The organism is Vreelandella halophila (assembly GCF_019903425.1).
Taxonomy (GTDB): domain Bacteria; phylum Pseudomonadota; class Gammaproteobacteria; order Pseudomonadales; family Oleiphilaceae; genus Halospina; species Halospina halophila.
This window is the reverse complement of record NZ_JACHUZ010000013.1, coordinates 2,630,312-2,654,598: the sequence shown is the minus strand read 5'-3', so window position 1 is coordinate 2,654,598 and position 24,287 is coordinate 2,630,312. Positions and strand designations below refer to the sequence as shown.

Sequence of the window (24,287 nt, the reverse complement as noted above, 5' to 3'; positions counted from 1 at the left end):
CCGGGGACACGGACCCGGGCTGGGGAATAATCATGCAGGATCTGCTGTCGCAGGATGAAATCGACGCGCTGCTCCACGGTGTTGACGATGGCGACGTGGACACCGATGACGAAGAGGATACCGGCGAAGCCAAGACCTTTGATCTGGCGACCCAGGACCGCATCGTCCGCGGGCGCATGCCGACGCTGGAGATGATCAACGAGCGCTTTGCACGCTACACCCGGATCAGTCTGTTCAATCTTCTTCGGCGCAATGCGGACGTAGCGGCTGCCGGCATCCAGATCATGAAATTCGGTGAATACATCCATACCCTGTTCGTGCCCACCAGCCTCAACCTGGTGAAGATGCGGCCGCTGCGGGGTACGGCGCTCTACATCATGGACGCCAAGCTGGTGTTCAAGCTGGTCGATAATTTCTTCGGCGGGGAAGGGCGCCATGCCAAGATCGAGGGGCGGGAGTTCACGCCCACCGAAACGCGCATTGTGCAGATGGTGCTGGAGCAGGTTTTCCAGGACATGAAGGAAGCCTGGAGCGCAGTGTTCAAGGTGGACTTCGAGTATCTGTCGTCGGAGGTGAACCCCTCCATGGCGAACATCGTCAGCCCCAGTGAAGTCGTGATTGTCAGCACCTTCCAGATCGAGCTGGACGGTGGGGGTGGTGAGATGGACATCGCCATCCCGTATTCGATGGTTGAGCCCATCCGCGAACTTCTGGACGCGGGCGTCCAGAGTGATGTGGACGAGGTTGATGAACGCTGGGTCAATGCACTGCAGGAGGACATCAAGGAAGTTGAGGTCCCGGTGAATGTGACCGTGGCCGAGCGCCAGATTTCGCTGCGTGAGGTCGCGCAGTTCGAGGCGGGGGACATCATCCCCATCGACATGCCCGAGGATGCGACCATGACCGCCAATGGCATCCCCATATACAAGGGGCAGATGGGAACCCGTGACGGAAACATGGCGCTGCGGGTGACGGAACAGGTCAAGCGGCCCGAGACCACCAACAAGCTGAAGGTTCACGACAATGGCTGAAGACGAACACAACGGCAACGGCGAGGAAATGACCGAGGACGAGAAGCTCGCCGCCGAATGGGAACAGGCCATGGGTGAGGCCGGTGAAGACGGAAGCGAGGGCGGTGAGGATGCCCGGGGTGATGAGTGGGCTTCGGCCATGGCCGAAGCCGGCGGCAGTGATGACGGCAACGGCAATGGTGGTGGAGAGGAGGTCCGTCAGGCGCCCATGCAGGACTTTACCCATGAGCCCGAGCCGGGAGGGGAACAGCACCCGGATCTGGATGTGATCCTCGATATTCCGGTGACTATTTCCATGGAGGTGGGTAACACCAGCATTCCGATCCGCAACCTGCTCCAGCTCAACCAGGGCTCGGTGATTGAGCTGGACCGGCTGGCCGGGGAACCGCTGGACGTGCTGGTCAACGGCATGCTGATCGCGCACGGCGAGGTGGTGATGGTGAACGAGAAGTTCGGCATCCGCCTCACGGATGTGATCAGCCCCTCCGAACGCATCCGCAAGCTCTCCAAATGAGCCGGCCCGCACTGTTCAGCCGCCTGGCGCTGGGCCTGACCGGGCTTCTGCCCCTTTTGGTCATGGCCCAGGAAGCCCAGGAGGAAACCAGCAGTGACGGCATGGGCGCCGGGGCGCCGGATACCATGACCACCGCGCTCACACTGGGCGCGGGGCTGATCGTGGTGCTTGCGGTGATTATCTTCAGTGGCTGGATCGCCCGTCGCGTCCAGGGCCTGGGCGGCGTCAATACTCAGGCGCTCAAGGTGGTAGCGGTTCTTTCCGTGGGCCAGAAAGAGCGTGTGGCGCTGGTGGAAGTTGGCGGTAAACAGATACTTATCGGCATAACGCCACAATCGGTACGAACCCTGCATGTCTTTGATGAACCCGTTGTCACCGCCTCGCAACCCGCGGGCAGTGGTGACTTCGCCCGCAAGCTCCAACAGGTGATGGGGCGCGGCACAACGGGAGACTCCAATGACGTGTAGGGGGATCATCCATGACATCGAGGCGCGCTTGGATTACGGGGGCACTGCTGCTGTTCGCCCCCCTGCTGGCTCAGGCGGCGCCTGACGGCATTCCGGCGCTGTCGCTTACCACCACCGAGGATGGTGAACAGCAGTATTCCGTGACCCTGCAGATCGTGGCGCTGATGACGGCGCTGAGCTTTCTGCCAGCGGCGCTGATGATGATGACATCCTTCACCCGCATCATCGTGACCTTCGCCATCCTGCGTCAGGCCATCGGCCTCCAGCAGACGCCGTCCAACCAGATCCTGATCGGACTCGCGCTCTTCCTTTCCATCTTCATCATGTCGCCGGTGTTCGAGCGCGCCAATGAAGAGGCGCTGCAGCCCTACCTCAATGAGGAAATGGCGGCCATGGAGGCGGTAGAGAACGCCAGTCAGCCGTTCAGGGAGTTCATGATTGGCCAGACCCGGAAGACGGACCTGAACATGTTCGTCCGGATCGCTGGCGAAGAGAACAGCTACGAGGGGCCCGAGGACGTTTCCTTCTGGATTCTGATGCCGGCCTTCGTAACCAGTGAGCTCAAGACCGCGTTCCAGATCGGGTTCATGCTGTTCATTCCCTTCCTGATCATCGACATGGTGGTGGCGAGCGTGCTTATGGCCATGGGCATGATGATGCTCTCACCCATCATCATCTCGTTGCCGTTCAAGATCATGCTGTTCGTGCTGGTGGATGGGTGGGCCATGGTAATGGGCACTCTTGCGGCCAGCTACGGGATATAGAGGGAAGACGCCGATGACACCGGAACTGGTTATAGAACTGATGCGGGACGCCCTCTGGCTGATCGTGCTGATGGCACTGGCGATCATCGGGCCGGGGCTGATGGTGGGCCTGGTGGTATCCACCTTCCAGGCCGCGACCCAGATCAACGAGCAGACACTGAGCTTTCTGCCGCGACTCATTGTGACCCTGCTGGTGCTGATCGTGTGGGGGCCCTGGTTGCTGACCCTGCTGCTGGACCACACCAATGAGCTGATCAACAACATTCCAAACATGATCGGTTAGGCCATGCCGATTGAACTGGGACCGGACGCAATCGGACAGTGGCTGGGGCAGTTCCTCTGGCCGCTGTTCCGCATCGCCAGCTTCCTGATGGTGATCCCCATCTTCGGGACCCAGCTGGTGACCATGCGGATCCGCGCGGGCCTGGCACTGACGCTGACGGTACTGGTGATGCCCATGTTGGGTGATGTGCCGGTACTGGACTCCATCTCCCCGGACATGGCGGTGATTTCCATCCAACAGGTGCTGATCGGAAGCGCCATGGGATTTGCTGTCTACATGCTGTTCCAACTGTTCGTGGTTGCCGGGCAGATGATCGCCATGCAGATGGGGCTCGGGTTTGCCTCCATGGTCGACCCCGCCAATGGTGTGAACGTGCCCGTGCTTTCCCAGTTCTATCTCAATGGCATCACGCTGCTTTTCTTGGCGATGAACGGCCACCTGGTGCTGTTCGATGTGCTGATTGAAAGCTTCAATACCATTCCCATTGCGACGGACGGGCTGGCGATCGAGTCCTTCCGGGAGCTGGCCCACCGCATGACCTGGCTGTTCGCCAGCGCCATGCTGCTGGCGTTGCCGGCCATGGCGGCGGTGCTGATCGTCTACATCTCGTTCGGCGTGATGACGCGCGCGGCACCCCAGATGAACATCTTCGCCATCGGTTTTCCGATTGCGCTGCTGTTCGGGCTCTTTGCCAACTGGGTTCTGGTGCGGGACCTGGCCCCGCATTTCGAGGAGCTCAGCCGCGAGACATTCATCTTCCTGCGCCAGATGCAGCAGACCTGATCCGGAGGGTATTCCATGGCGGAAGGTGGTGGCGACGACAGCCAGGAGAAAACGGAAGACCCGACGCCGAGGCGGCTTGAGAAGGCCCGGGAGGAGGGCCAGGTTCCCCAGTCAAAGGATCTGGGCACCGCACTGGTCCTGATGGCAGGGGCTACTGGATTGCTGCTGTTCGGGGGAGCATTGGGCGGGGAACTCAAGCAGATGTTCGAGTTCAACTTCGCGCTGGAGCGGGGTCAGATTTTTGACACCTCCCAGATGCTTCAGCACCTGGGCCAGTCCGCCACCACTGCCGCAGTCGCGCTTACGCCGCTGCTCATCGCCCTCGCCGTGGCCGCGTTCCTGGGGCCGATCATGCTCAGTGGTTTCCTCCTCTCCGGCAAGGCGATAGCACCGCAACTCAGCCGGATGAGCCCCATCAAGGGGCTGGGGCGGATGTTCGGTATCCGCTCCCTGGTGGAACTGGGCAAAAGTGTGGCCAAGGTTTCGCTGGTCCTGCTCATTGCCGTGGCGATTCTGGATATACGTACTGAGGACCTGCTCGCCATCTCCAGCGAATCCCCGAACCAGGCCACCGAGCACACGCTCTGGACGCTGGCCTGGAGCTTCTTCCTGCTGTCCTGCTCGACCATCATCATCGCGGTAATCGACGTGCCCTTCCAGATCCACGATCACCAGAAGAAGATGCGCATGTCCAAGCAGGAGGTGAAGGACGAGTTCAAGGAGACCGAGGGCAAGCCCGAGGTCAAGCAGAAGGTCCGCCAGCTGCAGCAGGAGATGGCCCAGCGGCGCATGATGGAGGATGTGCCGAGCGCGGACGTGGTGATCACCAACCCCGAACACTACGCTGTGGCCCTGAAGTATGACGGCAAGAGTATGGCGGCGCCGATGGTCGTGGCCAAGGGGGCAGACGAGATCGCCACCAAGATCATGGAGATCGCCCGGGAACACCGGGTGGATGTACTGCGCACCCCGCCGCTGGCACGGGCCGTCTACCACAATACGGAGATCGGCGAGAACATTCCCGAAGGCCTCTATATGGCCGTGGCCCAGGTTCTGGCCTATCTGTTCCAGCTCCGGCAGTACCGGCGCAATGGGGGTAAGAAACCGGTCATGCCGAAACTGCCGATTCCCGACGACCTCAAACGCGATGAATGACCGATCTGGTATGGCGCTTGCAATAACCATTCTGTAACCCGATGTGGCGTCAGAAAAACGGCGCCCTGATCAGTCATCAGCGCTTGGAGGTACCGGACGGTCATGGATCGGGCGGTGGCAATCGACCAGCTCAGGGGCCTGAAGGGCATTCTGGACGGGAATGTCGCGATCCCGTTCATGCTCATGGTGCTTCTGGGCATGATGACCCTGCCCATTCCGGTCTTCCTGCTGGACGTGGCCTTCACTTTCAATATCGCCCTGTCGCTGGTGATCATCCTGGTGGCGATCTACGCCATGCGGCCCATGGATTTCGCGGCTTTCCCAACGGTGCTGCTGGTGGCCACACTGCTGCGGCTGGCGCTGAACGTGGCCTCCACCCGGATCGTGCTGCTGCACGGGCACGAGGGCGGTGCAGCCGCGGGCAAGGTGATCGAGTCCTTCGGTGAAGTGCTGATCGGCGGCAATTACGCCGTGGGCCTGGTGGTGTTCGCCATCCTGATGATCATCAACTTCATCGTGGTGACCAAGGGCGCGGGTCGGGTCTCCGAGGTCAGTGCCCGGTTCACACTGGATGCCATGCCCGGCAAACAGATGGCCATCGACGCCGACCTCAACGCCGGCCTGATCAGCCAGGACGAAGCCCGGGACCGCCGGGCCGAGGTGGCCGGTGAGGCGGATTTCTACGGTTCCATGGATGGCGCTTCCAAGTTTGTGCGTGGCGACGCCATTGCTGGCCTTCTGATCCTTTTCATCAACATTGTCGGTGGCGTCAGCATCGGCATGTTCCAGCACGGGCTGGCTTTCGGTCAGGCGGTTGAGAACTACGCGCTGCTGACCATCGGTGACGGCCTGGTCGCCCAGATCCCCTCGCTGCTGCTCTCCGCCGCTGCCGCCATCATCGTGACGCGGGTGGGCAAGTCCCAGGAGATGAGCTCCCAGGTCGTCGAGCAGATGTTCTCCTCCCCGAACGCCATCGGCATTGCCGGCGGCATCCTGATTGGGCTCAGTCTGATCCCGGGCATGCCCACGGTGGCGTTCATGGGCCTGGGGGGCATGGCGGTGGCTGTTGCCTGGTTCATCTGGAAGCGCGGCCAGCAGGTTGTTGAGGAAGGTGCCGGCAGCGCGCCGGTGGCCCGTCAGGCCGCAGGCGGCGAGGGCGGCGGCGCCCAGCAGCGGACGATTACCGAGGACCAGCAGCAGGCACTGCCCGGTGGTGGCACCGGAGAAACCAAGGAGCTGGCCTGGGAGGATGTGGTCAGTGTGGACATTGTCGGCCTTGAGGTGGGCTACCGGCTGATTCCGCTGGTGGACAAGAACCAGGGCGGCCAGCTTCTGGCCCGGATCAAGGGCGTGCGCAAGAAGCTTTCCCAGGACCTGGGCTTTCTTATGCCCTCGGTGCACATTCGCGACAACCTGGACCTGATGCCCAACGTCTATCGCATCACCCTGATGGGCGTGACCCTGGCGGAGGCGGAGATCCATCCGGACCGGGAGCTGGCCATTGATCCCGGTCAGGTGTTCGGCAAGGTCGAGGGGATCGCCGGCAAGGATCCGGCGTTCGGCCTGGACGCCACCTGGATTGAGCCGACCCAGCGTGACCAGGCGCAGACCCTTGGCTACACCGTGGTGGATGCCTCCACCGTGGTCGCGACCCATCTGAACCAGGTGCTGCAGGAGCATGCCCACGAGCTTCTTGGTCATGAGGAAGTTCAGAAGTGGCTGGATCAGCTCGAGAAGGCCTCACCCAAGCTGGCCGAGGAGCTGGTGCCCAACACGGTGTCGATCAGCCTGCTGCTGAAGGTGCTGCAGAACCTGTTGCTTGAGGAAGTGCCGATCCGGGATATGCGCAGTATCGCCGAAGCCATCGTCAACGTTCAGCCACGCAGTCAGGATCCGGGCGTGCTGACCACTGCGGCACGCAAATCGCTCAAGCGCATGATCATCCAGAAGCTGGTTGGTAACGAGAATGAGGTGCCGGTGATTACGCTGGATCCGCAGCTGGAACAGATGTTGCTTAAGTCTGTACAGCAGGGTCAGCAATCCGGCACTGCCGACGATATCGGCATGATCCTGGAGCCCAATATGGTGGAGAAACTCCAGCGCTCACTCTCGGATGCGGCCCAGAAACAGGAGGCGGTCGGCAAGCCCGCCATCCTGCTGGTATCGGCTCCCCTGCGGCCGGTACTGGCAAGGTTTGTCCGGTACGGGGTGGAACGGCTGCACGTTCTTTCCTACCAGGAGATCCCGGAGAACAAGCAGGTCACGATTGTGTCGTCCATAGGCCAATAAACTGACGGCGGCGGAGGTTCCCTGCCATGCAAGTCAAACGCTTTTTTGCTCCTTCCATGCCCGAGGCCCTGCGGATGGTCCGCAGCCAGATGGGTGATGACGCGGTGATCCTCTCGAGCAAGCGGGTTGAGGACGGCGTCGAAATCGTGACGGCACTGGATTACGACGAAGGCGAGGTGCGGAGCCAGCTGGGCGTGGCGGACGAGGACAAGGCCAACGCCTCGCGTCTGGCTGAGCTTCAGGCGGAGAAACACCGTAAGCTGGAAGAGGCCATGGCGAAATCCCGGGCCCACATCAGCGAGGTGCAGCAGCGCTCGCACCACAGTCAGGAACCGGTGGGGCCAGCGGCCGTGGGCGGCGCGGAGCCGGAGGTTGAGATGGAAAACACCAGGTCGCCGGGTGAATCGGGGGATGCGCTGAGCTCCATGCGTGCTGAGATCCATTCCCTGAGGGATATGCTGCAGCAGATGAGTGGCCAGCAGGGCACCTCGAAACCCGGTGAAAAGACTCAGGGCGTGGTGGAGCAGCGGTTGTCGGATCGGCTCCAGGATCTGGGGCTGCCGCGCGATCAGGGCCGCGAGCTGGCTGCCGAACATGGTCAGGGGCGGTTGGACGCTGGCTGGAAAAGCGCGCTTAAGGCGCTTGCGGCCCGGGTGGAAACCGCGCGGGAGAATCCACTGGAGCGTGGTGGCATCTATGCCCTGCTCGGGCCCACCGGCTCCGGTAAGACCACCACCATCGGCAAGATGGCGGCGCAGTTTGTTCTGCGTCATGGGGCGGAACAGCTGGCGCTGGTGACCACGGACCGCTATCGTGTAGCAGCCCATGAGCAGCTGTTCGTATTCGGCCGCATTCTGAATGTGCCGGTGCGGGTGGTGGACGAAGCCAACAGCCTGGACGCCATTCTGGATGATCTGTCGGACCGCAAGCTGATCCTGATCGATACGGCGGGCCTCACGGCGGCCGACCGGGGTTGGCAGGAGCAGATTGAGGAGCTGGTTAGCAGTCGCCATCCAGTGCGGCCCTACCTGTTGATTTCGGCGACAAGCCAGCCGCGCATTATGCAATCGACGTGGCATTGCTATAATGCAGTCGGGTTGGCGGGCTGCATCCTGACCAAAACAGACGAGGCCCTGACTCTGGGCGAAGTGGTGGGCTTTGCGGCGCAGAGTCGGCTGCCCGTCGCATTCTACACCAACGGTCAGAAGATTCCCGATGACCTGCACCGCGCGGGTTCCGGGGATCTGGTCAAGCAGGCGGTGCGCCGTCACCAGGCGCTTAACCGCGGTGAAAGCGCCATGGCCGAAGGCGCCTGACATGGGATCGGGCGTCTCCTCACAATGCAACAGCAACAGGACGGGAGAGCCCATTCCGCATGAGTAAACCGGTACAGGTGATCGCGGTCACTGGTGGCAAGGGCGGCGTCGGCAAGAGCAACGTCTCGGTCAATCTCGGCATCGCGCTCTGTGAGATGGGCCAGCGGGTGGTTGTGCTTGACGCCGACCTGGGTCTTGCCAACATCGATGTGCTTCTGGGGATCACCGCCACCTACAACATCTCCGATGTGCTCGCCGGTGAGTGTACGCTCAGTGACATTCTCGTCGATGGTCCCGGGGGGATCCGCATTGTACCGGCCTCGTCCGGCACCCAGCGCATGACCAACCTCAGCCACATGGAGCACGCTGGGCTGATTTCCGCGTTCAGTGAACTCGGCGACGATATCGACGTACTCATTGTGGATACAGCGGCGGGCATCTCGGAATCCGTGGTCAGTTTTCTTCGGGCCTCCCAGGAGATGATTCTGGTGGTCAACGACGAGCCCACTTCCATCACCGACACCTACGCGCTGATCAAGCTGATGAACCGGGATTATGACACCCACCGGTTCCGGGTTCTGGCAAACATGGTGCGTACCGAGCAGGATGGTAAGGCGGTCTACGACAAGCTTTACCGGGTTACCGAGAGGTTCCTGGATGTGGCCCTGCAGTACGTGGGCACTATCCCCCTTGATGACTCGGTCAAGAAAGCGGTGCGGCGCCAGAAAGCCGTCATGGACGTATACCCGGGGGCGAAGGCCTCCCAGGCGTTCCGGGAGCTGGCCAGGAAGGTGGACCAGTGGCCGCTGCCATCATCGCCAAGGGGCCATCTTGAATTTTTTGTTGAACGGCTTGTGCAGGACTGACAGGGCGTTCCATCCTTGAGCAGGGGCTTACGGGAGTGGCCAAACCATGACGCAGTCCGGGCCGCTGGATCTCTACACGCAGACCCGCCGGGCGGATGTGGACGAGCTCGTGGAGACCCACATGCCGCTGGTCAAGAAAATCGCGTTGCATCTGATGGTGCGCCTGCCCGAGCATATCCAGCTCGAGGACCTGATGCAGGCCGGCATGATTGGGCTTCTGGAGGCGGCGCGCCGGTACGAGTCCGGCCAGGGGGCGACCTTTGAGACCTATGCGGGGATCCGTATCCGCGGCGCCATCGTGGACGAGATCCGCCGGGGCGATTGGGTGCCGCGCTCAGTGCACCGCAATGCACGCCGCATCTCGGAGGCGATCCAGACCATCGAGGCGCGTGAAGGCCGTGATGCCAAGGACGCGGAAATCGCAGGGGAACTCGGGGTATCGCTGGACGATTACCACAGCCGGGCCAGTGATGCGACCACCGGTCGGCTGTTCAGCCTGGATGAGCTGACCGAGAAGAACGAGCACATCAATGACCAAGCCCCACAGGACGGACCCGAGGGTGAACTTCAGGATGCGGATTTCCGAAGCGCCCTGACCGGAGAGATTGAGCGCCTGCCGGAAAGGGAGCGTCTGGTGCTGTCGCTGTACTATCAGGAGGAACTCAACCTCAAGGAAATCGGAGCGGTTCTTGAGGTCAGTGAATCCCGCGTGAGCCAGATCCACGGCCAGGCCGCGGCCCGGTTGAGGGCGCGCATGCTCGAGCGCACTGGAGGCTGACTGGTGAGATCGCAACAAACGTCTAGACTGTGAAAGTGAGTGTTGGTGCACGGGCCGCTCAGGCAGACGTGACAACAACCGGAGTGTTTGGAGGCTGTTTTGGACAAGAACATGAAGATTCTTGTTGTGGATGATTTCTCCACGATGAGACGGATCGTGAGGAACCTGCTGCGCGACCTCGGCTTCAACAACATCGAGGAGGCGGATGATGGTAATACCGCGCTGCCCATGCTGCGCAACGGCAAGTTCGACTTTCTGGTGACCGATTGGAACATGCCCGGCATGAGCGGCATGGAGCTGCTTCAGGCAGTCCGGGCGGACGAGAATCTCAAACATCTTCCCATTCTGATGGTGACCGCTGAGGCCAAGCGGGACCAGATCGTGGCCGCCGCCCAGGCGGGGGTGAACGGCTATGTGGTCAAGCCGTTCACGGCCGCGGTCCTCAAGGACAAGATCGAGAAGATCTTTGAACGTGTCGAGTGAACCAGGTGTAGACAGCATGAGTGAGCTCAACCGGGAAGACATTACCGAGGAAGTGGCGGATGAGCTCAAAGAGCACGCCACTGGCCTCAAGGAAGCCCTTGACCAGGGCAATATCAGCGAGGCCATGCAACGTATCGCTGAGCTGGGCGAGGTGCGCGATCGCAGCCTTTATCGCGAGGTTGGCCGCCTGACACGCAGCCTCCATGAAGCACTGCGCAATTTTGAGATCAAGGCGGAAAACCGTGAGCAGCAGGAAGAGCTGTCCAAAATGGCGGATGCTTCTGACCGCCTGGATTACGTTGTTCAGCTGACCAGCCGCTCGGCCAACAAGACCATGGACTTGGTCGAGGACACCATGCCGGTGGCCTCCAACCTGCGCGAGGAGGCCAATGCCATCCGGGAGGACTGGGGAAGGCTGCGCCGGCGCGAGATGAAGCCTTCCGAGTTCCGTGAACTGTACCGGCGGATCGATGCTTTTCTGGATCGTATCGTTTCGGACTCGGACCGGCTGCACGGCAATCTTTCCGAAATCCTGCTGGCGCAGGACTTCCAGGACCTTACCGGCCAGGTCATCCAGCGTGTGACCTCGCTGGTGAAGGAGGTGGAGGATCACCTGGTGAAGTTGATGGTCATGGCCAGTGATGTGGATAGGATTACTGGTTTGGTTCATGATCAGGAAGAAGGCAGTCAGGAAGACGCAGTGAGCAGCAGGGGCGAGGGTCCCCAGATCGACGACTCGCAGCAGGATGTGGTTTCCGGACAGGACGAGGTTGACGACCTGCTGTCCAGTCTCGGCTTTTAAGGAGACGTTGCATGGCGTTGGATGCGGACGAAGAGATCCTCCAGGACTTCCTGGTTGAGTCCGGTGAGATACTTGAGCAGCTTTCTGAGCAGCTGGTGGAACTTGAGAACAACCCGGATGATACGGATCTTCTGAATGCCATTTTCCGGGGGTTCCATACCGTCAAGGGCGGTGCTGGTTTCATGCAGCTTGACGCTCTGGTGGACTGCTGCCACAAGGCCGAGAATGTGTTCGATACGCTGCGCAACGGTGGGCGCACGGTCGATTCCAACCTGATGGATGTGGTGCTGAAGGCACTGGACGTAGTCAATACCCAGTTTGACGAGGTCCGCAGCCGCGAGGCGCCAACACCCGCCGACCCGCAGCTTCTGGAACAGCTGGCCCGGCTGGCGAAACCGGAAAGTGAGGACGGCGGAGGTACTGGAACCGCCCGGCCCGCAGGGGGCCAGCAGCAGTCAGCAGCACAGAGCGGGGATCAGGAAGGGGATATCACCGACGATGAATTCGAGCAGCTGCTTGATGCGATCGATCCTAAGGATCAGGGCGGCCAGGGTGAGTCACAGTCCGCTGAACCGGCCCAGTCGGAGAGCTCCTCCGGTGGTGACGATGAGATTAGCGAGGACGAATTCGAAGCGCTTCTGGATCAGCTCCATGGTGAGGGCCAGCACGCCGGTGCGCCCCCCGCGCCGCAAGCGGTGAGCTCTGGCAGTGGTGGCGATCAGGGCAGTGCGGGGAACGAGTCCTCCTCGGGTGATGATGACGAGATCAGTGAGGATGAATTCGAATCCCTGCTGGATGAACTGCATGGCCCTGGCCAGTTCAAGCCGGAGACCACCGGAAGTACCAGCCAGCCTGAGCCGTCACAGCCTGAAGTTTCTGAAGCCCCTGCAGCCGCCGGGGAAGCTCCTGGAACCCCGGCAGCACCTGACGCCTCGGCCCCTGCGGAAAAAACCGCATCCAAAGGACAGACTCCTGCGGCGGGAGGAGGCGCCGGTGGTGGCAGCAGGAGTGGTGGCGAACAGAAACCCGCCGCCGGAGGTGGCGGGGGTGGCGGCAAGGACCAGGCTGCCGCGGCCGCGGAGTCCACGGTCAGGGTCGACACCCGTCGTCTTGATGACATCATGAACATGGTGGGTGAGTTGGTGCTCATCCGTAACCGGCTCAAGCGCCTCAGTGATGAGCTGGAAGACGGGCGCGTGCAGAAGACGGTCTCGAACCTGGATGTGGTCACCGGGGATCTGCAGTCCTCCGTGATGCAGACCCGGATGCAGCCGATCAAGAAGGTGTTCGGGCGCTTCCCCCGGGTTGTCCGGGATCTGGCCCGCAGCCTGGAGAAGGAAGTGAACCTCAGCATGAGCGGTGAGGACACTGACCTCGACAAGAACCTCGTCGAGGCCCTGTCCGACCCGCTGGTGCATCTGGTGCGCAACGCCGTGGACCATGGCGTGGAGATGCCGGATGAGCGCGAGCGTAACGGCAAGCCGCGCGTCGGCCGCGTGGCACTGTCCGCGGAGCAGGAAGGCGACCACATCCAGTTGGTGATCGAGGATGATGGCGGCGGCATGGACCCTGAGGCCCTGCGGCGCAAGGCAGTTGAGAAGGGCGTGTACGAGCAGGAGGCGGCGGATCGCCTGACGGAGAACGAATGCTACCAGCTGATCTTCGCTCCGGGCTTCTCCACCAAGACCGAGATATCCGATGTCTCAGGCCGTGGTGTGGGCATGGATGTGGTCAAGACCAAGATCAACCAGCTCAACGGCTCCATCGATATCGACTCGGAGCTTGGGCGTGGGTCGCGCATCGTAATCAAGGTGCCGCTGACCCTGGCGATCATGCCAACCCTGATGGTGAAGCTCGAGAATCAGCCGTTTGCGCTGCCGCTGGTGAACGTGGTCGAGATCTTCCATCTCGATCTCAGCAAGAAGAACATCGTGGACGGGCGTGAGTGCATCGTGGTCCGGGATCACGTGTACCCGCTGTTCTACATCAAGAAATGGCTGGTTGAGGGTGCCTCCGTCGAGACCGACGATACCGACGCCCATGTAGTGGTGGTCGCGGTCGGTACCAAGCGCGTGGGCTTTGTGGTCGACCAGCTGATCGGTCAGGAAGAGGTGGTCATCAAGCCGCTGGGCAAGATGCTCCAGGGAACGGCGGGCATGGCCGGGGCCACCATCACCGGGGATGGCACCATCGCGCTGATTCTTGATGTGCCCAGCCTCCTCCAGCATTACGCCTGATAATTAGTCCGTCTCACCGGCGCAGCAGCACCGAGGGCCGGACCCAGTGATTGGAGTCTTGGATGACGGTTTCCGTCCTTGTTGTTGATGATTCCGGGTTTTTCCGAAAACGCCTGACAGAGATCCTCTCCGCCACCGGCGAACTGCAGGTCGTGGCCACTGCCACCAATGGGCAGGAGGCCCTGAGCCTGGTGGAGAAACACCGTCCGGATGTGGTCACCATGGACTACGAGATGCCGGTAATGGACGGCATCACGGCAGTCCGGAAGATCATGGAAACCCGCCCCACACCGGTTCTGATGTTCTCCTCGCTCACCTACGAGGGGGCACGCGTGACGCTGGACGCCCTCGAGGCGGGGGCGGTGGATTTCCTGCCCAAGAACTTCGAGGAGATTGCCCGCTCATCCAGCCGCCTTCAGGANAGATCATGGAAACCCGCCCCACACCGGTTCTGATGTTCTCCTCGCTCACCTACGAGGGGGCACGCGTGACGCTGGACGCCCTCGAGGCGGGGGCGGTGGATTTCCTGCCCAAGAACTTCGAGGAGATTGCCCGCTCATCCAGCCGCCTTCAGGAGATTCTGCGCAAGCGCCTGCTTGAGGTGGCGCGGAGCCATCCCGGCCGCGGCGGAGGCACTCGGCCTGGCGCCGGTTCAGCGCCAGCTGGCGCGAGCAGTGCCGCCGCTTCGCCCGCGGCCCGCGAACAGGCGCCCAGCCGGCCAGCAGTGCCGGAACGCCGGCAGCGGCCCGAGTCCCGCCAGGCGGGCACCACCGCTGCCGAGCCCGCCGAAAGCAGTGGTGGTGGCCAGCGCCGGACGCCAGCCCGTCATTACGACGTGGTGGCCATAGGCACCTCCACTGGTGGCCCTATTGCCCTCCAGAAAGTCCTGGCCGAGCTTCCCGCGAATTTTCCGGCTCCCATCATCCTGGTCCAGCACATGCCGGCCAGTTTCACGCTGGCCTTCGCGGACCGGCTGGACAAGCTCTGTCGTATCAAGGTGCGCCAGGCACAGGATGGCGATACGCTTGAACCCGGGGTAGCACTGCTCGCTCCGGGTGGACAGCAGATGCTGGTGGAAAAGAAGGGTGGCGTCGGCCGCATCCGGGTTATACCGGACGATGGCCGCCTCAACTACCGGCCGTGCGTGGACGTCACCTTCGGCTCGATCGCCCGCGGTTATCCCGGCAAGACCCTGGCCGTGATCCTCACGGGTATGGGGGCGGACGGCAAGGAAGGCTGCCGTCTGATGAAACAGTCCGGGTCCGTGGTCTGGTCCCAGGATGAAAAAACTTCGGTGATCTATGGTATGCCCATGGCCGTGGCCAAGGCGGGGCTGACCGATGAGGTACTGCCGCTGGACCGGGTCGCGGGCCGGCTGACCGAGGGCGTCACCTGATGGATCCGCTCAGCCTGCTTGGGGTCATACTGGCGTTTGCCGCACTGCTTGGGGGAACCGTCCTCGAGGGTGGCACCCTGGGCTCGCTGATCAATCTGCCCGCTGTGGTGATCGTCATAGGCGGCACCCTTGCGGCGATCACCCTTCAGACGCCCAGCGGGGTGCTGCGCCGGGCCACAGTTCTGCTGCGCTGGGTGTTCTCGCCCCCGGACGTCAGTATGGGCGACGGCGTTGAGAAAGTGGTCGGCTGGAGCATGAAATCCCGTAAGGATGGCATTCTGGGCCTTGAGTCGGTAGCCGAGCAGGAAACCGAACCCTTCGCCCGCAAGGGGCTTCAGCTGCTGGTGGACGGTCTGGAACCGGAAACCATCCGGTCCATGCTTGAAACCGATCTGGAATCCCGGGAACAGGGTGACCTGGAAGCCGCCCGAGTGTTCGAGTCCATGGGAGGCTATGCGCCCACCATCGGCATCATCGGTGCGGTTATGGGCCTGATCCAGGTCATGACACACCTCGAGGACCCAGCCCAGGTGGGAACGGGCATTGCCACCGCCTTCGTGGCCACCATCTACGGCATCGCGCTGGCGAACCTGCTGTGCTTCCCGGTGGCCAGTAAGCTCCGGAGTCTGGTCCATTACCGCAGCCGCTATCAGGAGATGATGATCGACGGCCTTCTCAGTGTGCTGGAGGGGGAGAACCCGAACACCATCGAACTGCGGCTGCAGGGTTTCATGCACCGCTGAGGAGCTCACCATGAGGCGCCGCCGCAGTGACAGCGAAGGACCAAGCAACGACCGCTGGCTGGTGTCCTATGCCGATTTCGTCACGGTGCTTTTCGGTTTCTTTGTCTTTCTCTATGCCATTTCCACCGCGGAGCAGGATGAGGTACGGAAGCTTTCCGACGCCGTCCAGGGTGTTTTCACGGGAACGCCACGCACCATAACACCCATCCCGGTCGGAGAACCCATTACCGCTCCGGCTGAATCAGGCAGCGTGGCCCAGGGGTTCTCCGATCCGGGGTTGCGTGAAGAGCTGGGTAGCGCGCTGGACGGGCTGGTGGGGGCTGACCAGATCCGGTTCCGCGAAGGCGCCCAGTGGATGGAAGTGACGTTGCCCGGGGACCTGGTTTTCCGTAGTGGCGGGGTGTTGCCGGGCCCCGAAGCGCAGACCGCAATTGTGCGTATCGCCGGGGTGCTGGCATCGCAGGATAATGCCATCGTCGTCGAGGGTCATACTGACAATCTGCCGATCAGAACGGGCCGGTTCCCCTCCAACTGGGAACTCTCCGCAGCGCGTGCGGGGGCCGTGGTGCGCCTGCTTGAAGACAGCGGGATCGACGGCGAACGGCTGGCCGCGCTCGGCTATGGTGACAATCACCCGGTGGCGCGCAATGATACAGAACGCGGGCGGGCGCGTAACCGCCGTGTAACCCTAGTCATTGGTGCGCAGGGGAGCATCCCGGCCGCACCGGGGCAGCGCTGAATCTGGCATGGAATCTGCTTTTTCGTCGTCAGCAGTCAAATGGACGGCGAGTCCCCTTCATAAAGGGGTAGCGTCGGCACAGGGCCGCCGGGCCTGGTTTCCGGCGGCAAGGGTTGGCCGCGGCGGGGACCGTGAACGTCAGGGGAGTAAAGGGTGCGAATCTGGACAGTGGCGAATCAGAAGGGTGGCGTGGGCAAGACCACCACCGTGGTTGCGCTGAGTGGATTGCTTGCGGATGCCGGGCACCGGGTGCTGATGGTGGATCTGGATCCCCATGGCTCTGTGACCTCCTATTTCGGTCATGACCCGGATGCCATTGAGCATTCGGTGTATGATCTGTTCCAGCATGAGGGCAAGGTGGCGCCCGGGTTGCCGGCGCAACTGATCACCGAGACCGCCCATTCCGGTCTGCACCTGCTGCCGGCCTCCAGCGCCCTGGCCACGCTTGAGCGCCGCAGTGTCGGTGTCGCTGGCATGGGGCTGGTGATTTCACGCTCACTGTCCACGCTCTGGGACGATTATGACTATGTTCTGCTCGACAACTCCCCCTCACTCGGGGTACTGATGATCAACGCGCTGGCAGCCGCCCAGCACCTTCTTATGCCGGTGCAGACCGAGTTTCTGGCGCTCAAGGGGCTGGACCGGATGCTGAATACGCTGCAGATGGTCATGAAAAGTCAGAAGAACGAACTGGGCTATACGATTATTCCAACCATGTACGACCGGCGGACCCAAGCCTCGGTTCAGAGCCTGAACCAGTTGCGACGGGATTACGGCGATGAGCTTTGGCGGTTCGCCATTCCGGTGGATACACGCCTGCGGGATGCCAGCCAGAAAGGCGTGGTTCCGACGGCTGTCTCCCGGGATTCCCAGGGGATACGCGCGTATCGCCGCCTGCTTTCCGATCTGCAGGAGAAGCTGGGTGATGACGGGCGCAGTCGCCAGACTGCGGAGGCGCGGTAGATCCGCGGAGGAGGCCGGACAGTGGCAGGGCGTGACCGTAACAGGCAGGATTCGATCATCGGGGATTACCTCGATGAACTCCTGTCGCCCGGTGATGACACCCCGTGGGCGGAGGAACGTGATGGTGGGGTACCGGAACGCCGCCGGGCGCGTGCCCGTCGGGCCCAGCTGGCCGAGGCGGAAAGACCTGTTCTGAATCAGGCACTGGTGAGTCCGGTCATCCGGAGTCTCGAGCAGACACCCGAGGCCGGCCTGGAACCGGACCCTGAAGAAGAAGCACACCCTGTCCCCGAAGCGCTTGAGACTGAGGTAAAAACGGATACGCTGCCTGAGCCTGAGCCTGAGCCTGAGCCTGAGCCTGAGCCTGAGCCTGAGCCTGAGCCTGAGCCTGAGCCTGAGCCTGAGCCTGAGCCTGAGCCTGAGCCGCAACAGGTTATTTCTGAGGCTGTGGCACCATCCCCTGAACCAGTGGCGGAGACGGGAACCTGGCGCAATGGCCGCCCGCCCTGGGCACAGGAAGGCTTTGAATGCCTTATTTTTCGGGTGGCCGGTCTTCAGCTGGCGGTGCCGTTGGTGCTGCTGGGGCAGGTCCACCGGCTTGAGCGGGAACTCACGCCGCTGTTCGGCCGGCCGGACTGGTTCATGGGATTGCTGCGTGTGGGCGGGCATACCATCAGGGTTGCCGATACGGCACGCTGGGTCATGCCGGATCGCTACCGGGATGAGTTCCGGGACGGCTACCGGTTTGTCATCCAGCTCGGAGATAGCGCCTGGGGGCTGGCCTGCGATGACGTGGCCCAGTCCTTCCATGTCCAGCCGGACGAGGTTAAATGGCGCAGTGAGGGTGGCCGTCGGCAGTGGCTGGCAGGCACAATCAAAAAGGAGATGTGCGCCCTGTTGGATGTGTCCCGGATGGCCACACTGCTGCAGAAAGCGGAAACCGAGCGCAATCCGGATCTTGATCGCTGATACGCCAGGGAGTGGCACAGTTTGTGCTCTGTTCTATAGTGCAGGGTGCGCAATGATGAAATATTGACAGTTGCCCGGACAGAGAGGCGGATATGGCGACCCAGAGCATTCAGAACGCGGCCCAGCAGAGCAGTGATGACCCGGTGCTGCAGTATGTGACCTTCCGGCTGGCGGATGAGACCTATGGCCTGAACGTGATGCAGATCCAGGAAGTGCTGCGGTATACGGAAATCGCCCCGGTGCCAGGAGCGCCGGATTACGTTCTCGGCATTATCAACCTGCGGGGCAATGTCGTGACGGTGATCGACACACGGCGCCGTTTCGGTCTGCCGGATGGCGAAGTCACGGACTCCACGCGCATTGTGGTGCTTGAGGCCGAGGAGCAGGTGATTGGCATCATGGTGGATGCAGTGGCCGAGGTCATCTACATCCGCCAGAGCGAAATCGAGAGCGCGCCCAATGTAGGTAACGAGGAAAGTGCCCGCTTCATTCACGGTGTCTGCAACCGTGAGGGTGAACTGGTGATTCTGGTGGCATTCGAGAAAATGCTGACCGACGAGGAGTGGGCCGAGATCGAGGCGCTCTAGACGGTCAGCGACAGGAGTCTGGCATGGACATGATCGACACACTTCTTCCCTGGGCCATTACGGCTCTGGCCATTGCACTGGTTGCGGCGCAGGGCGTCGCCAACCGGATCCGGATGAATCGCATGGAGGCGCATTGGCGCCAGCGTTGCGACGACCTGGGCCGGGAGCTGCACGCGGTCAGCAGCGGCAGCATGGGGGTGGGGCGTCGCCTTGTGGCCTGCGAGCAGTCCCTTCACCGCCTCAGTGGCGCCCTGGAGGAGATGCGCCTTAACGACCCTCTCCGGGTGCCCTATGATGAAGCTTCCAAGCTGGTGGAGCTGGGTGCCGGTACCGAGGACCTGATGAACTCCTGCGGCATTTCCCGGCCGGAAGCGGAGCTGGTATCCGCGTTGCGCAAGGGCCAGACACGGGGTCATGAGCATGCCGGAACGGACGAAGTCGTCTAGCTTTTCTCTCTCCCATCCCGGAAATCCTCCGGGGTGAATCCTTGTAGATAGAAGCTGTAGGCCAGGATCTCAGCAATGACCCGATAGAGTGTTTCGGGAATCGCCTCGCCGAGATCGAGCCGGCTGAGTAACGCTGCCAGATCCGGATCCTCGTAGAGCGGCACACCATTCTCCTGCGCGATACGGATCATCTCCCGGGCCAGATCGTCCTGCCCTGTGGCCGAGACAGTGGGCGCGTTCGTGCCGTCATAGGTCAGGGCAATGGCCGCCTCATGGTCATTATTCTCAGGCATGTTCATCCACCAGTTGCTGGGTGAGCCGGGTGATCCGGGCCGGAGGCTGTCCCTCCATGCACTCCACCGGTGACACATCCAGATCCAGCTTCGAAAGTGCTGTTTCCAGTCGCTCCCGGGTGCTCTCGATCAGCTCCACAGTGGCCGGTTTCTCGGCCCAGACCTGGGTCCTGAGCTGGCGCCCGCGAAGGTTGACCTCAAAGTACAGCGGACCCGTCGTGTCAAAGGACAGGGCCAGGGTCAGTCGCCATTCCCGCTCCAGGGAGCGGTTACCACCGTCATCGTCCGGGTCCGTGTCCCGTGGGCCGTACTCCTCAAGCCGCCCCTGCAGGATCCGCACTTCCTGATTGCCTGAAACCCAGGGCAATTCCAGGATCCAGGTCTGGTTGGGTGCATTCGCGTCGGTGCCGGCGCTGGCGGCCTGTGAATGGAGCTGGTTGACCGTCAGCCGGTTGATCATCCCCGCCAGGAGCCGAAGCATCTCCCCGGCCCCCATGGAACTGTTGCTGGCGCCGGTGCCCGTGCTGGTGGAGGAAGTGCTGGCCGGCGAGGTTGGAAAGCGCAGGGCGCCGGTATCATCCATTGAGGAGGTTGCCATGGGGCCCAGCTGGCCGATCAGGCGGTGAAGGCTGTCACCGCTCTGGTCTGACGAGGTGCCGGTTACCCGGGGCAGCAGCTGCGCGGCCAGCTGGATAAGCTGACTTTTGAGGTCGGCGCGGGGCTGGGCCGTGTTTTCCGCGCCGCCTGCCGGGGGTTGGCGGAGCATGCTGGCTTCCCGGAAGAGCCCGCTCTGGCTGATCCATTCACGGACCTGCGCTCCGCTCATGCTGTCCAGGGCCGGGAGCGCGTTCTGGCCCGTACCACTGCTGGTGGCGGCCGTCGCGGACCCGGTTGCCATCCCCACCCCGGGCATTGCTGGAGACGGAGTGGCCTGCGCGCCGGTTCCCTGTGCCGAGGGGGGCGCCGGGGGCATGAGCCGGGTCAGCTGGGCCAGGCCCTGACGGATCTGCTGGGGCAGGGCAGGGTCATTGGTCTGGGCGGCGAGCCGGCTGAGGCCCTGCCCAAGGTCGTGCTGGAAAGGAATCCGGTTGGCGAGTGACTGGCTCAGGGTGCTGCGTGAGGGCTGCTGGAGACTCTCGATAAGGCGCAGTTCATTCCCTGCACGCATGACCTTGACCATGGTGCCCGTATCCAGCGCCTGGTCGCTGCGCACGGGCAGCCGCTGGCCGCCCACCTCCAGCAGCAGCCGGGTGTTGGGGGCCGCCCGGCTGCCGTCACCGGCGGGGCGGCTGCCACCATCGGCACTGAGCAGCCGGGCCAGGCGCGGCTCGCCCTCACGCAGGCCGGCGCGCTCAAGCTGCGTCGCCAGACGGGCTGGGTCGGCCCCGGTGGGCTGGCTGCTGGCGGTTCGTGTCAGCAGCGAAAGAACAGGCACTTTCACGACGGTATTCCCCGTGGCCGTTGATGGCGGCAAAAGCCGACCGTTTTCTATATAATAGGCGCCCGCCGGGGGCAGACCCAACCCGCAGAACCCACCGGCCGGATGGACCATGACCAGCACCCTGCTCGAAGCCCGGAAGATCCACTGTGAGCGCGATGACCGTCCCCTGTTCAGCGGCCTTGATCTGAGGGTCAGCGGGGGCGAACTGTGGCGGATTGCGGGCCCCAATGGCGCTGGCAAGACGACTCTGCTGCGGATACTGGCAGGTCTGAATCCAGCTTTCGAGGGGGAACTGCTCTGGCAGGGGGAGCCGGTGCACCGGGTCAGGACCCAGTACCAGGCGAACCTGCTGTTTCTGGGGCACAATGCCGGTGTTTCACCCTCCCTGACTGCTTATGAGAATCTGGCCGGGTGGCAGGCCATGCGCACGCCCGCGGTGCCCGAACAGGTGATGGCGGCACTGTCGGACGCGGGGCTTGCCGGGTATGAGGATCTCCTGGCGGCGCAGCTTTCCGCGGGTCAGCAGCGGCGGGTGGCACTGGCCCGCCTGTATCTTTCCAGCGCCCCTCTCTGGATCCTGGACGAGGCCTTCACGGCGGTGGACCGGGAGGCAGTGAGCCAGCTTGAGGCCCTGCTGGCCAACCGGGTGCATGCCGGTGGCGCGGTCATCCTGACGACCCATCACCGTCTGGAGCTGGAGGGCGTACAGGCACTGACTCTGGGGGAGGGGCATGATGCGGTCTGAAGCCAGGGTTCCGGTAAGCCTCCGGGAACAGGAGGGTGGCTGGCTGAGGGCGGCTTTCGAGACCGTGCGCCGGGAATGGCTTATTGCGTTCCGTAACCGCCAGGACCTGATCAATCCCCTGGTGTTCTTCGTGCTCATCGTCTCCCTGTTTCCGCTGGGCGTGAGCCCGGAGCCGGAATTCCTGCGCCAGGCCGGGCCGGGCATCATCTGGGTGGCAGCGCTGCTGTCCATACTCCTGTCGCTGAACTTGTTGTTCCGCAATGACTATGCGGATGGGCATCTGGAACAATGGGTACTGTCACCCCAGCCGCTGGCGCTGCTGGCGCTGGCGCGGGTCGCCGCCGTCTGGGTCACGACGGTGCTGCCCCTAGTGCTGCTGGTGCCCGTGCTGGGTGTCATGCTGCACCTCACGCCCGCGATCGGGCTGGTTCTGGTTCTGACGCTGCTCGCGGGCACGCCCGTTCTGGTACTGGTCGGGGCGATCGGCGCCGCGCTGACGGTGAGCCTGCGCGGCAGTGGCGTGCTGCTTGTGCTGATCATGACCCCGTTCTATGTGCCGGTGCTGATCTTCGGCACCGGCGCGGTGACAGCCGCCGTGGAAGGCGCCTCCATCATCGGGCATCTGGCACTGCTCGGGGCCATGCTGTCGCTGGCGGTGGTGCTGGCACCGCTGGCCATCGCCGGAGCGCTGCGCATCAGCGTTTCCAATGGGTGAAATGAACTGAGGATCGCCGCATGTGGCAATGGTTTCACAAGCTGGGCTCCCCCAAGTGGTTCTTCGGCATCGCCGGTCGGTTGATGCCCTGGCTGGGGTGGTCCGCGCTGATCGTTCTGACGGTGGGTGTGGTCTGGGGGCTGCTGTTCGCGCCCGCCGACTACCAGCAGGGCGACAGCTACCGCATCATCTTTATCCACGTGCCCTCGGCCTATCTCGGGCAGTCACTCTATGTGGCCATGGCCGTCGCCGGTGTGGTGGGGCTTGTGTGGCGGATGAAAATGGCCGATACCTTCATCGCCTCCGCCACCGCCGTGGGGGCAGCCATGACGTTTCTGGCGCTGCTGACCGGCGCGGTCTGGGGCAAGCCCACCTGGGGTACCTGGTGGGTCTGGGATGCGCGCCTGACCTCCATGCTCCTGCTGCTGTTCCTGTACCTGGGCGTGATGGCGCTGCGTGGTGCCATGGAGGATCCGGACGTGCGCGCACGCGCCAGTGCCATACTGGTGATCGTGGGGGTAGTGAACATTCCCATCATCAAGTATTCGGTGGAGTGGTGGAACACGCTGCATCAGCCGGCAACCATCAAGGTGACGGAAGCCCCTTCCATGCCGGCCAGCATGTGGGTGCCGCTTCTGATCTGCCTGCTGGGCTTCCATCTGCTGGTGGCCTGGCTGATTCTCTGGCGCATGCGTAATGACATTCTGTTAAGAGAACGTCGCGCACGCTGGGTTCGGGCCTGGGTTCTGGCACAATAGGGCGCCGCGGAGGCGATATATGCAGTTCGATTCATTCCATGCGCTGATCACGATGGGCGGCCACGGGGCCTACGTCTGGTTCAGTTATGGTGCCTTCATACTGGTGGTCCTGGGGCTGATCCTCGCCACCGTGATCCAGCGTCGTCAGATCATCGCCCATCATCGCTGCCTCATGCGCAGTGAGGCACAACGCCATGGCAGTGGAGGAAAGACACATAATGCACCCGGTGCGTAAACGCCGTCTCACCATCGTTCTGGCATTGTTCGCGGGCTTTGCCGTGGCCGTCTCGCTGGCGGTGGTCGCCCTGCAGGAGAACATGAACCTTTTCTACAGCCCTGCTGAGATCGAAACCGGCAAGGCGCCGGTGCAGCAGCGGATCCGGGCCGGTGGCCTGGTGGCTGAGGGGAGTCTGGAGCGTGATCCGGACTCTCTGAAGGTCCGCTTTGTCATCACGGACAACCAGGGACGGGTGCCGGTTGAATACAAGGGCATCCTGCCGGACCTGTTCCGGGAGGGCCAGGGCGTGGTGGCCCTGGGGGAACTGAACGAGGATGGCATGCTCAGGGCGGACCAGGTGCTGGCAAAGCATGACGAGGACTACATGCCGCCAGAGGTTAAGAAAGCCCTGGAGGAATCCGGGCGCCTGAAGGAAGGCGGCGACTACCCGGCGGAAGGGATGAATCACGGTAACAGCGGTAGCAGCGGCACCTGAGGTGCCGGTGG

General features: G+C 62.6%; 29 protein-coding genes. 27 read left to right on the top strand and 2 right to left on the bottom strand.

All coding sequences use genetic code 11. The features are described from left to right. Window positions 1-32: 32 nt before the first annotated feature. The 22 genes from fliM (at window position 33) to H4I92_RS16560 (ending at window position 19,611) form a co-directional block, all read left to right on the top strand. Window positions 33-1,031, top strand: a complete 999-nt coding sequence (fliM, locus tag H4I92_RS16665) for a flagellar motor switch protein FliM (protein WP_077531635.1) — start codon at window positions 33-35, stop codon at window positions 1,029-1,031. After that, window positions 1,024-1,545 (top strand): flagellar motor switch protein FliN, encoded by a 522-nt coding sequence (gene fliN / locus H4I92_RS16660; RefSeq protein WP_077531634.1) that lies wholly within the window; start codon window positions 1,024-1,026, stop codon window positions 1,543-1,545. Before fliM ends, fliN begins: the two co-directional genes overlap by 8 nt. After that, on the top strand, window positions 1,542-2,012 hold the full coding sequence (gene fliO / locus H4I92_RS16655; protein WP_077531633.1) for a flagellar biosynthetic protein FliO: 471 nt from the start codon (window positions 1,542-1,544) through the stop codon (window positions 2,010-2,012). Before fliN ends, fliO begins: the two co-directional genes overlap by 4 nt. Before the next feature lie 11 nt (window positions 2,013-2,023). Then, on the top strand, window positions 2,024-2,776 hold the full coding sequence (fliP, locus tag H4I92_RS16650) for a flagellar type III secretion system pore protein FliP (protein ID WP_077531632.1): 753 nt from the start codon (window positions 2,024-2,026) through the stop codon (window positions 2,774-2,776). A 13-nt stretch (window positions 2,777-2,789) separates the two neighbouring features. Further along, a complete protein-coding gene (fliQ, locus tag H4I92_RS16645) occupies window positions 2,790-3,059 on the top strand; it encodes a flagellar biosynthesis protein FliQ (protein ID WP_077531631.1) in 270 nt (89 codons plus the stop codon). A 3-nt stretch (window positions 3,060-3,062) separates the two neighbouring features. Then, window positions 3,063-3,842, top strand: coding sequence for a flagellar biosynthetic protein FliR (gene fliR / locus H4I92_RS16640; protein ID WP_077531630.1), 780 nt, complete (start codon window positions 3,063-3,065; stop codon window positions 3,840-3,842). Between the two features lie 15 nt (window positions 3,843-3,857). Further along, on the top strand, window positions 3,858-4,997 hold the full coding sequence (gene flhB, locus H4I92_RS16635; RefSeq protein WP_077531629.1) for a flagellar biosynthesis protein FlhB: 1,140 nt from the start codon (window positions 3,858-3,860) through the stop codon (window positions 4,995-4,997). Between the two features lie 102 nt (window positions 4,998-5,099). Further along, window positions 5,100-7,286, top strand: a complete 2,187-nt coding sequence (gene flhA / locus H4I92_RS16630; protein WP_077531628.1) for a flagellar biosynthesis protein FlhA — start codon at window positions 5,100-5,102, stop codon at window positions 7,284-7,286. Window positions 7,287-7,312: 26 nt separating this feature from the next. Next, window positions 7,313-8,602: a flagellar biosynthesis GTPase FlhF gene (gene flhF / locus H4I92_RS16625; protein WP_077531627.1), complete on the top strand. Its 1,290-nt coding sequence runs from the start codon at window positions 7,313-7,315 to the stop codon at window positions 8,600-8,602. A gap of 59 nt (window positions 8,603-8,661) precedes the next feature. Further along, window positions 8,662-9,468 (top strand): MinD/ParA family protein, encoded by an 807-nt coding sequence (locus H4I92_RS16620; protein WP_077531626.1) that lies wholly within the window; start codon window positions 8,662-8,664, stop codon window positions 9,466-9,468. Between the two features lie 46 nt (window positions 9,469-9,514). Beyond that, entirely contained in the window at window positions 9,515-10,246 is a 732-nt protein-coding gene (locus tag H4I92_RS16615; RefSeq protein WP_077531625.1) for an RNA polymerase sigma factor FliA, read from the top strand. A gap of 111 nt (window positions 10,247-10,357) precedes the next feature. Continuing rightward, window positions 10,358-10,729 (top strand): chemotaxis response regulator CheY, encoded by a 372-nt coding sequence (cheY, locus tag H4I92_RS16610; RefSeq protein ID WP_425356591.1) that lies wholly within the window; start codon window positions 10,358-10,360, stop codon window positions 10,727-10,729. Between the two features lie 16 nt (window positions 10,730-10,745). Beyond that, window positions 10,746-11,531, top strand: coding sequence for a protein phosphatase CheZ (locus tag H4I92_RS16605; RefSeq protein ID WP_077531623.1), 786 nt, complete (start codon window positions 10,746-10,748; stop codon window positions 11,529-11,531). Window positions 11,532-11,542: 11 nt separating this feature from the next. Beyond that, entirely contained in the window at window positions 11,543-13,768 is a 2,226-nt protein-coding gene (locus H4I92_RS16600) for a chemotaxis protein CheA (RefSeq protein WP_077531622.1), read from the top strand. A gap of 62 nt (window positions 13,769-13,830) precedes the next feature. Further along, on the top strand, window positions 13,831-14,223 hold the full coding sequence (locus H4I92_RS16595; RefSeq protein ID WP_077531621.1) for a response regulator: 393 nt from the start codon (window positions 13,831-13,833) through the stop codon (window positions 14,221-14,223). Then, on the top strand, window positions 14,196-15,164 hold the full coding sequence (locus H4I92_RS16590) for a protein-glutamate methylesterase/protein-glutamine glutaminase (protein ID WP_077531620.1): 969 nt from the start codon (window positions 14,196-14,198) through the stop codon (window positions 15,162-15,164). The genes H4I92_RS16595 and H4I92_RS16590 overlap by 28 nt, the downstream gene beginning before the upstream one ends. Next, window positions 15,164-15,907: a flagellar motor protein gene (locus H4I92_RS16585; protein WP_077531619.1), complete on the top strand. Its 744-nt coding sequence runs from the start codon at window positions 15,164-15,166 to the stop codon at window positions 15,905-15,907. The genes H4I92_RS16590 and H4I92_RS16585 overlap by 1 nt, the downstream gene beginning before the upstream one ends. 10 nt (window positions 15,908-15,917) lie before the next feature. Further along, on the top strand, window positions 15,918-16,646 hold the full coding sequence (locus H4I92_RS16580) for an OmpA family protein (RefSeq protein ID WP_077531618.1): 729 nt from the start codon (window positions 15,918-15,920) through the stop codon (window positions 16,644-16,646). Between the two features lie 153 nt (window positions 16,647-16,799). Continuing rightward, window positions 16,800-17,609, top strand: a complete 810-nt coding sequence (locus tag H4I92_RS16575; protein WP_077531617.1) for a ParA family protein — start codon at window positions 16,800-16,802, stop codon at window positions 17,607-17,609. A gap of 21 nt (window positions 17,610-17,630) precedes the next feature. Then, a complete protein-coding gene (locus H4I92_RS16570; protein ID WP_218668243.1) occupies window positions 17,631-18,578 on the top strand; it encodes a chemotaxis protein CheW in 948 nt (315 codons plus the stop codon). 92 nt (window positions 18,579-18,670) lie between these two features. Continuing rightward, a complete protein-coding gene (locus tag H4I92_RS16565) occupies window positions 18,671-19,165 on the top strand; it encodes a chemotaxis protein CheW (RefSeq protein WP_077531615.1) in 495 nt (164 codons plus the stop codon). A gap of 23 nt (window positions 19,166-19,188) precedes the next feature. Beyond that, on the top strand, window positions 19,189-19,611 hold the full coding sequence (locus H4I92_RS16560; protein WP_077531614.1) for a DUF2802 domain-containing protein: 423 nt from the start codon (window positions 19,189-19,191) through the stop codon (window positions 19,609-19,611). Here H4I92_RS16560 and H4I92_RS16555 read toward each other — a convergent pair. Next, window positions 19,608-19,904 (bottom strand): EscU/YscU/HrcU family type III secretion system export apparatus switch protein, encoded by a 297-nt coding sequence (locus H4I92_RS16555; RefSeq protein WP_143512748.1) that lies wholly within the window; start codon window positions 19,902-19,904, stop codon window positions 19,608-19,610. The two genes, H4I92_RS16560 and H4I92_RS16555, sit on opposite strands and share 4 nt — an antisense overlap. Continuing rightward, window positions 19,897-21,345 carry a flagellar hook-length control protein FliK gene (gene fliK, locus H4I92_RS17105; protein WP_179105749.1) on the bottom strand — a complete coding sequence of 483 codons (1,449 nt, stop codon included), beginning with the start codon at window positions 21,343-21,345 and terminating at the stop codon, window positions 19,897-19,899. Before fliK ends, H4I92_RS16555 begins: the two co-directional genes overlap by 8 nt. A 109-nt stretch (window positions 21,346-21,454) precedes the next feature. Here fliK and ccmA point away from each other — a divergent pair, with 109 nt between their 5' ends. The 5 genes from ccmA to ccmE are packed head-to-tail and all read left to right on the top strand — an operon-like array spanning window position 21,455 to window position 24,276. Further along, complete coding sequence (gene ccmA, locus H4I92_RS16545; protein ID WP_077531611.1) at window positions 21,455-22,090, top strand: cytochrome c biogenesis heme-transporting ATPase CcmA; 636 nt, start codon at window positions 21,455-21,457, stop codon at window positions 22,088-22,090. Beyond that, the gene (gene ccmB / locus H4I92_RS16540) at window positions 22,077-22,805 is read left to right on the top strand and encodes a heme exporter protein CcmB (RefSeq protein ID WP_218668242.1); all 729 of its coding nucleotides are present in this window, start codon (window positions 22,077-22,079) and stop codon (window positions 22,803-22,805) included. The genes ccmA and ccmB overlap by 14 nt, the downstream gene beginning before the upstream one ends. 20 nt (window positions 22,806-22,825) lie before the next feature. Next, entirely contained in the window at window positions 22,826-23,563 is a 738-nt protein-coding gene (locus tag H4I92_RS16535) for a heme ABC transporter permease (RefSeq protein ID WP_077531610.1), read from the top strand. A gap of 19 nt (window positions 23,564-23,582) precedes the next feature. Next, on the top strand, window positions 23,583-23,798 hold the full coding sequence (gene ccmD, locus H4I92_RS16530; RefSeq protein WP_077531609.1) for a heme exporter protein CcmD: 216 nt from the start codon (window positions 23,583-23,585) through the stop codon (window positions 23,796-23,798). Continuing rightward, window positions 23,782-24,276 carry a cytochrome c maturation protein CcmE gene (ccmE, locus tag H4I92_RS16525; RefSeq protein ID WP_077531608.1) on the top strand — a complete coding sequence of 165 codons (495 nt, stop codon included), beginning with the start codon at window positions 23,782-23,784 and terminating at the stop codon, window positions 24,274-24,276. Before ccmD ends, ccmE begins: the two co-directional genes overlap by 17 nt. Window positions 24,277-24,287: the final 11 nt, after the last annotated feature.

Bases quoted from the DNA above. Each gene is read 5' to 3' on its own strand.
- H4I92_RS16620 (WP_077531626.1), top strand. From the start codon at position 8,662: ATGAGTAAACCGGTACAGGTGATCGCGGTCACTGGTGGCAAGGGCGGC.
- flhA (WP_077531628.1), top strand. From the start codon at position 5,100: ATGGATCGGGCGGTGGCAATCGACCAGCTCAGGGGCCTGAAGGGCATT.
- ccmA (WP_077531611.1), top strand. From the start codon at position 21,455: ATGACCAGCACCCTGCTCGAAGCCCGGAAGATCCACTGTGAGCGCGAT.
- H4I92_RS16535 (WP_077531610.1), top strand. From the start codon at position 22,826: ATGTGGCAATGGTTTCACAAGCTGGGCTCCCCCAAGTGGTTCTTCGGC.
- fliR (WP_077531630.1), top strand. From the start codon at position 3,063: ATGCCGATTGAACTGGGACCGGACGCAATCGGACAGTGGCTGGGGCAG.
- H4I92_RS16585 (WP_077531619.1), top strand. From the start codon at position 15,164: ATGGATCCGCTCAGCCTGCTTGGGGTCATACTGGCGTTTGCCGCACTG.
- fliQ (WP_077531631.1), top strand. From the start codon at position 2,790: ATGACACCGGAACTGGTTATAGAACTGATGCGGGACGCCCTCTGGCTG.
- H4I92_RS16605 (WP_077531623.1), top strand. From the start codon at position 10,746: ATGAGTGAGCTCAACCGGGAAGACATTACCGAGGAAGTGGCGGATGAG.
- ccmE (WP_077531608.1), top strand. From the start codon at position 23,782: ATGCACCCGGTGCGTAAACGCCGTCTCACCATCGTTCTGGCATTGTTC.
- ccmB (WP_218668242.1), top strand. From the start codon at position 22,077: ATGATGCGGTCTGAAGCCAGGGTTCCGGTAAGCCTCCGGGAACAGGAG.
- flhF (WP_077531627.1), top strand. From the start codon at position 7,313: ATGCAAGTCAAACGCTTTTTTGCTCCTTCCATGCCCGAGGCCCTGCGG.
- ccmD (WP_077531609.1), top strand. From the start codon at position 23,583: ATGCAGTTCGATTCATTCCATGCGCTGATCACGATGGGCGGCCACGGG.
- H4I92_RS16615 (WP_077531625.1), top strand. From the start codon at position 9,515: ATGACGCAGTCCGGGCCGCTGGATCTCTACACGCAGACCCGCCGGGCG.
- fliP (WP_077531632.1), top strand. From the start codon at position 2,024: ATGACATCGAGGCGCGCTTGGATTACGGGGGCACTGCTGCTGTTCGCC.
- H4I92_RS16560 (WP_077531614.1), top strand. From the start codon at position 19,189: ATGGACATGATCGACACACTTCTTCCCTGGGCCATTACGGCTCTGGCC.
- fliN (WP_077531634.1), top strand. From the start codon at position 1,024: ATGGCTGAAGACGAACACAACGGCAACGGCGAGGAAATGACCGAGGAC.
- H4I92_RS16565 (WP_077531615.1), top strand. From the start codon at position 18,671: ATGGCGACCCAGAGCATTCAGAACGCGGCCCAGCAGAGCAGTGATGAC.
- H4I92_RS16600 (WP_077531622.1), top strand. From the start codon at position 11,543: ATGGCGTTGGATGCGGACGAAGAGATCCTCCAGGACTTCCTGGTTGAG.
- cheY (WP_425356591.1), top strand. From the start codon at position 10,358: ATGAAGATTCTTGTTGTGGATGATTTCTCCACGATGAGACGGATCGTG.
- H4I92_RS16555 (WP_143512748.1), bottom strand. From the start codon at position 19,904: ATGCCTGAGAATAATGACCATGAGGCGGCCATTGCCCTGACCTATGAC.
- fliM (WP_077531635.1), top strand. From the start codon at position 33: ATGCAGGATCTGCTGTCGCAGGATGAAATCGACGCGCTGCTCCACGGT.
- H4I92_RS16590 (WP_077531620.1), top strand. From the start codon at position 14,196: ATGGAAACCCGCCCCACACCGGTTCTGATGTTCTCCTCGCTCACCTAC.
- H4I92_RS16580 (WP_077531618.1), top strand. From the start codon at position 15,918: ATGAGGCGCCGCCGCAGTGACAGCGAAGGACCAAGCAACGACCGCTGG.
- flhB (WP_077531629.1), top strand. From the start codon at position 3,858: ATGGCGGAAGGTGGTGGCGACGACAGCCAGGAGAAAACGGAAGACCCG.
- fliO (WP_077531633.1), top strand. From the start codon at position 1,542: ATGAGCCGGCCCGCACTGTTCAGCCGCCTGGCGCTGGGCCTGACCGGG.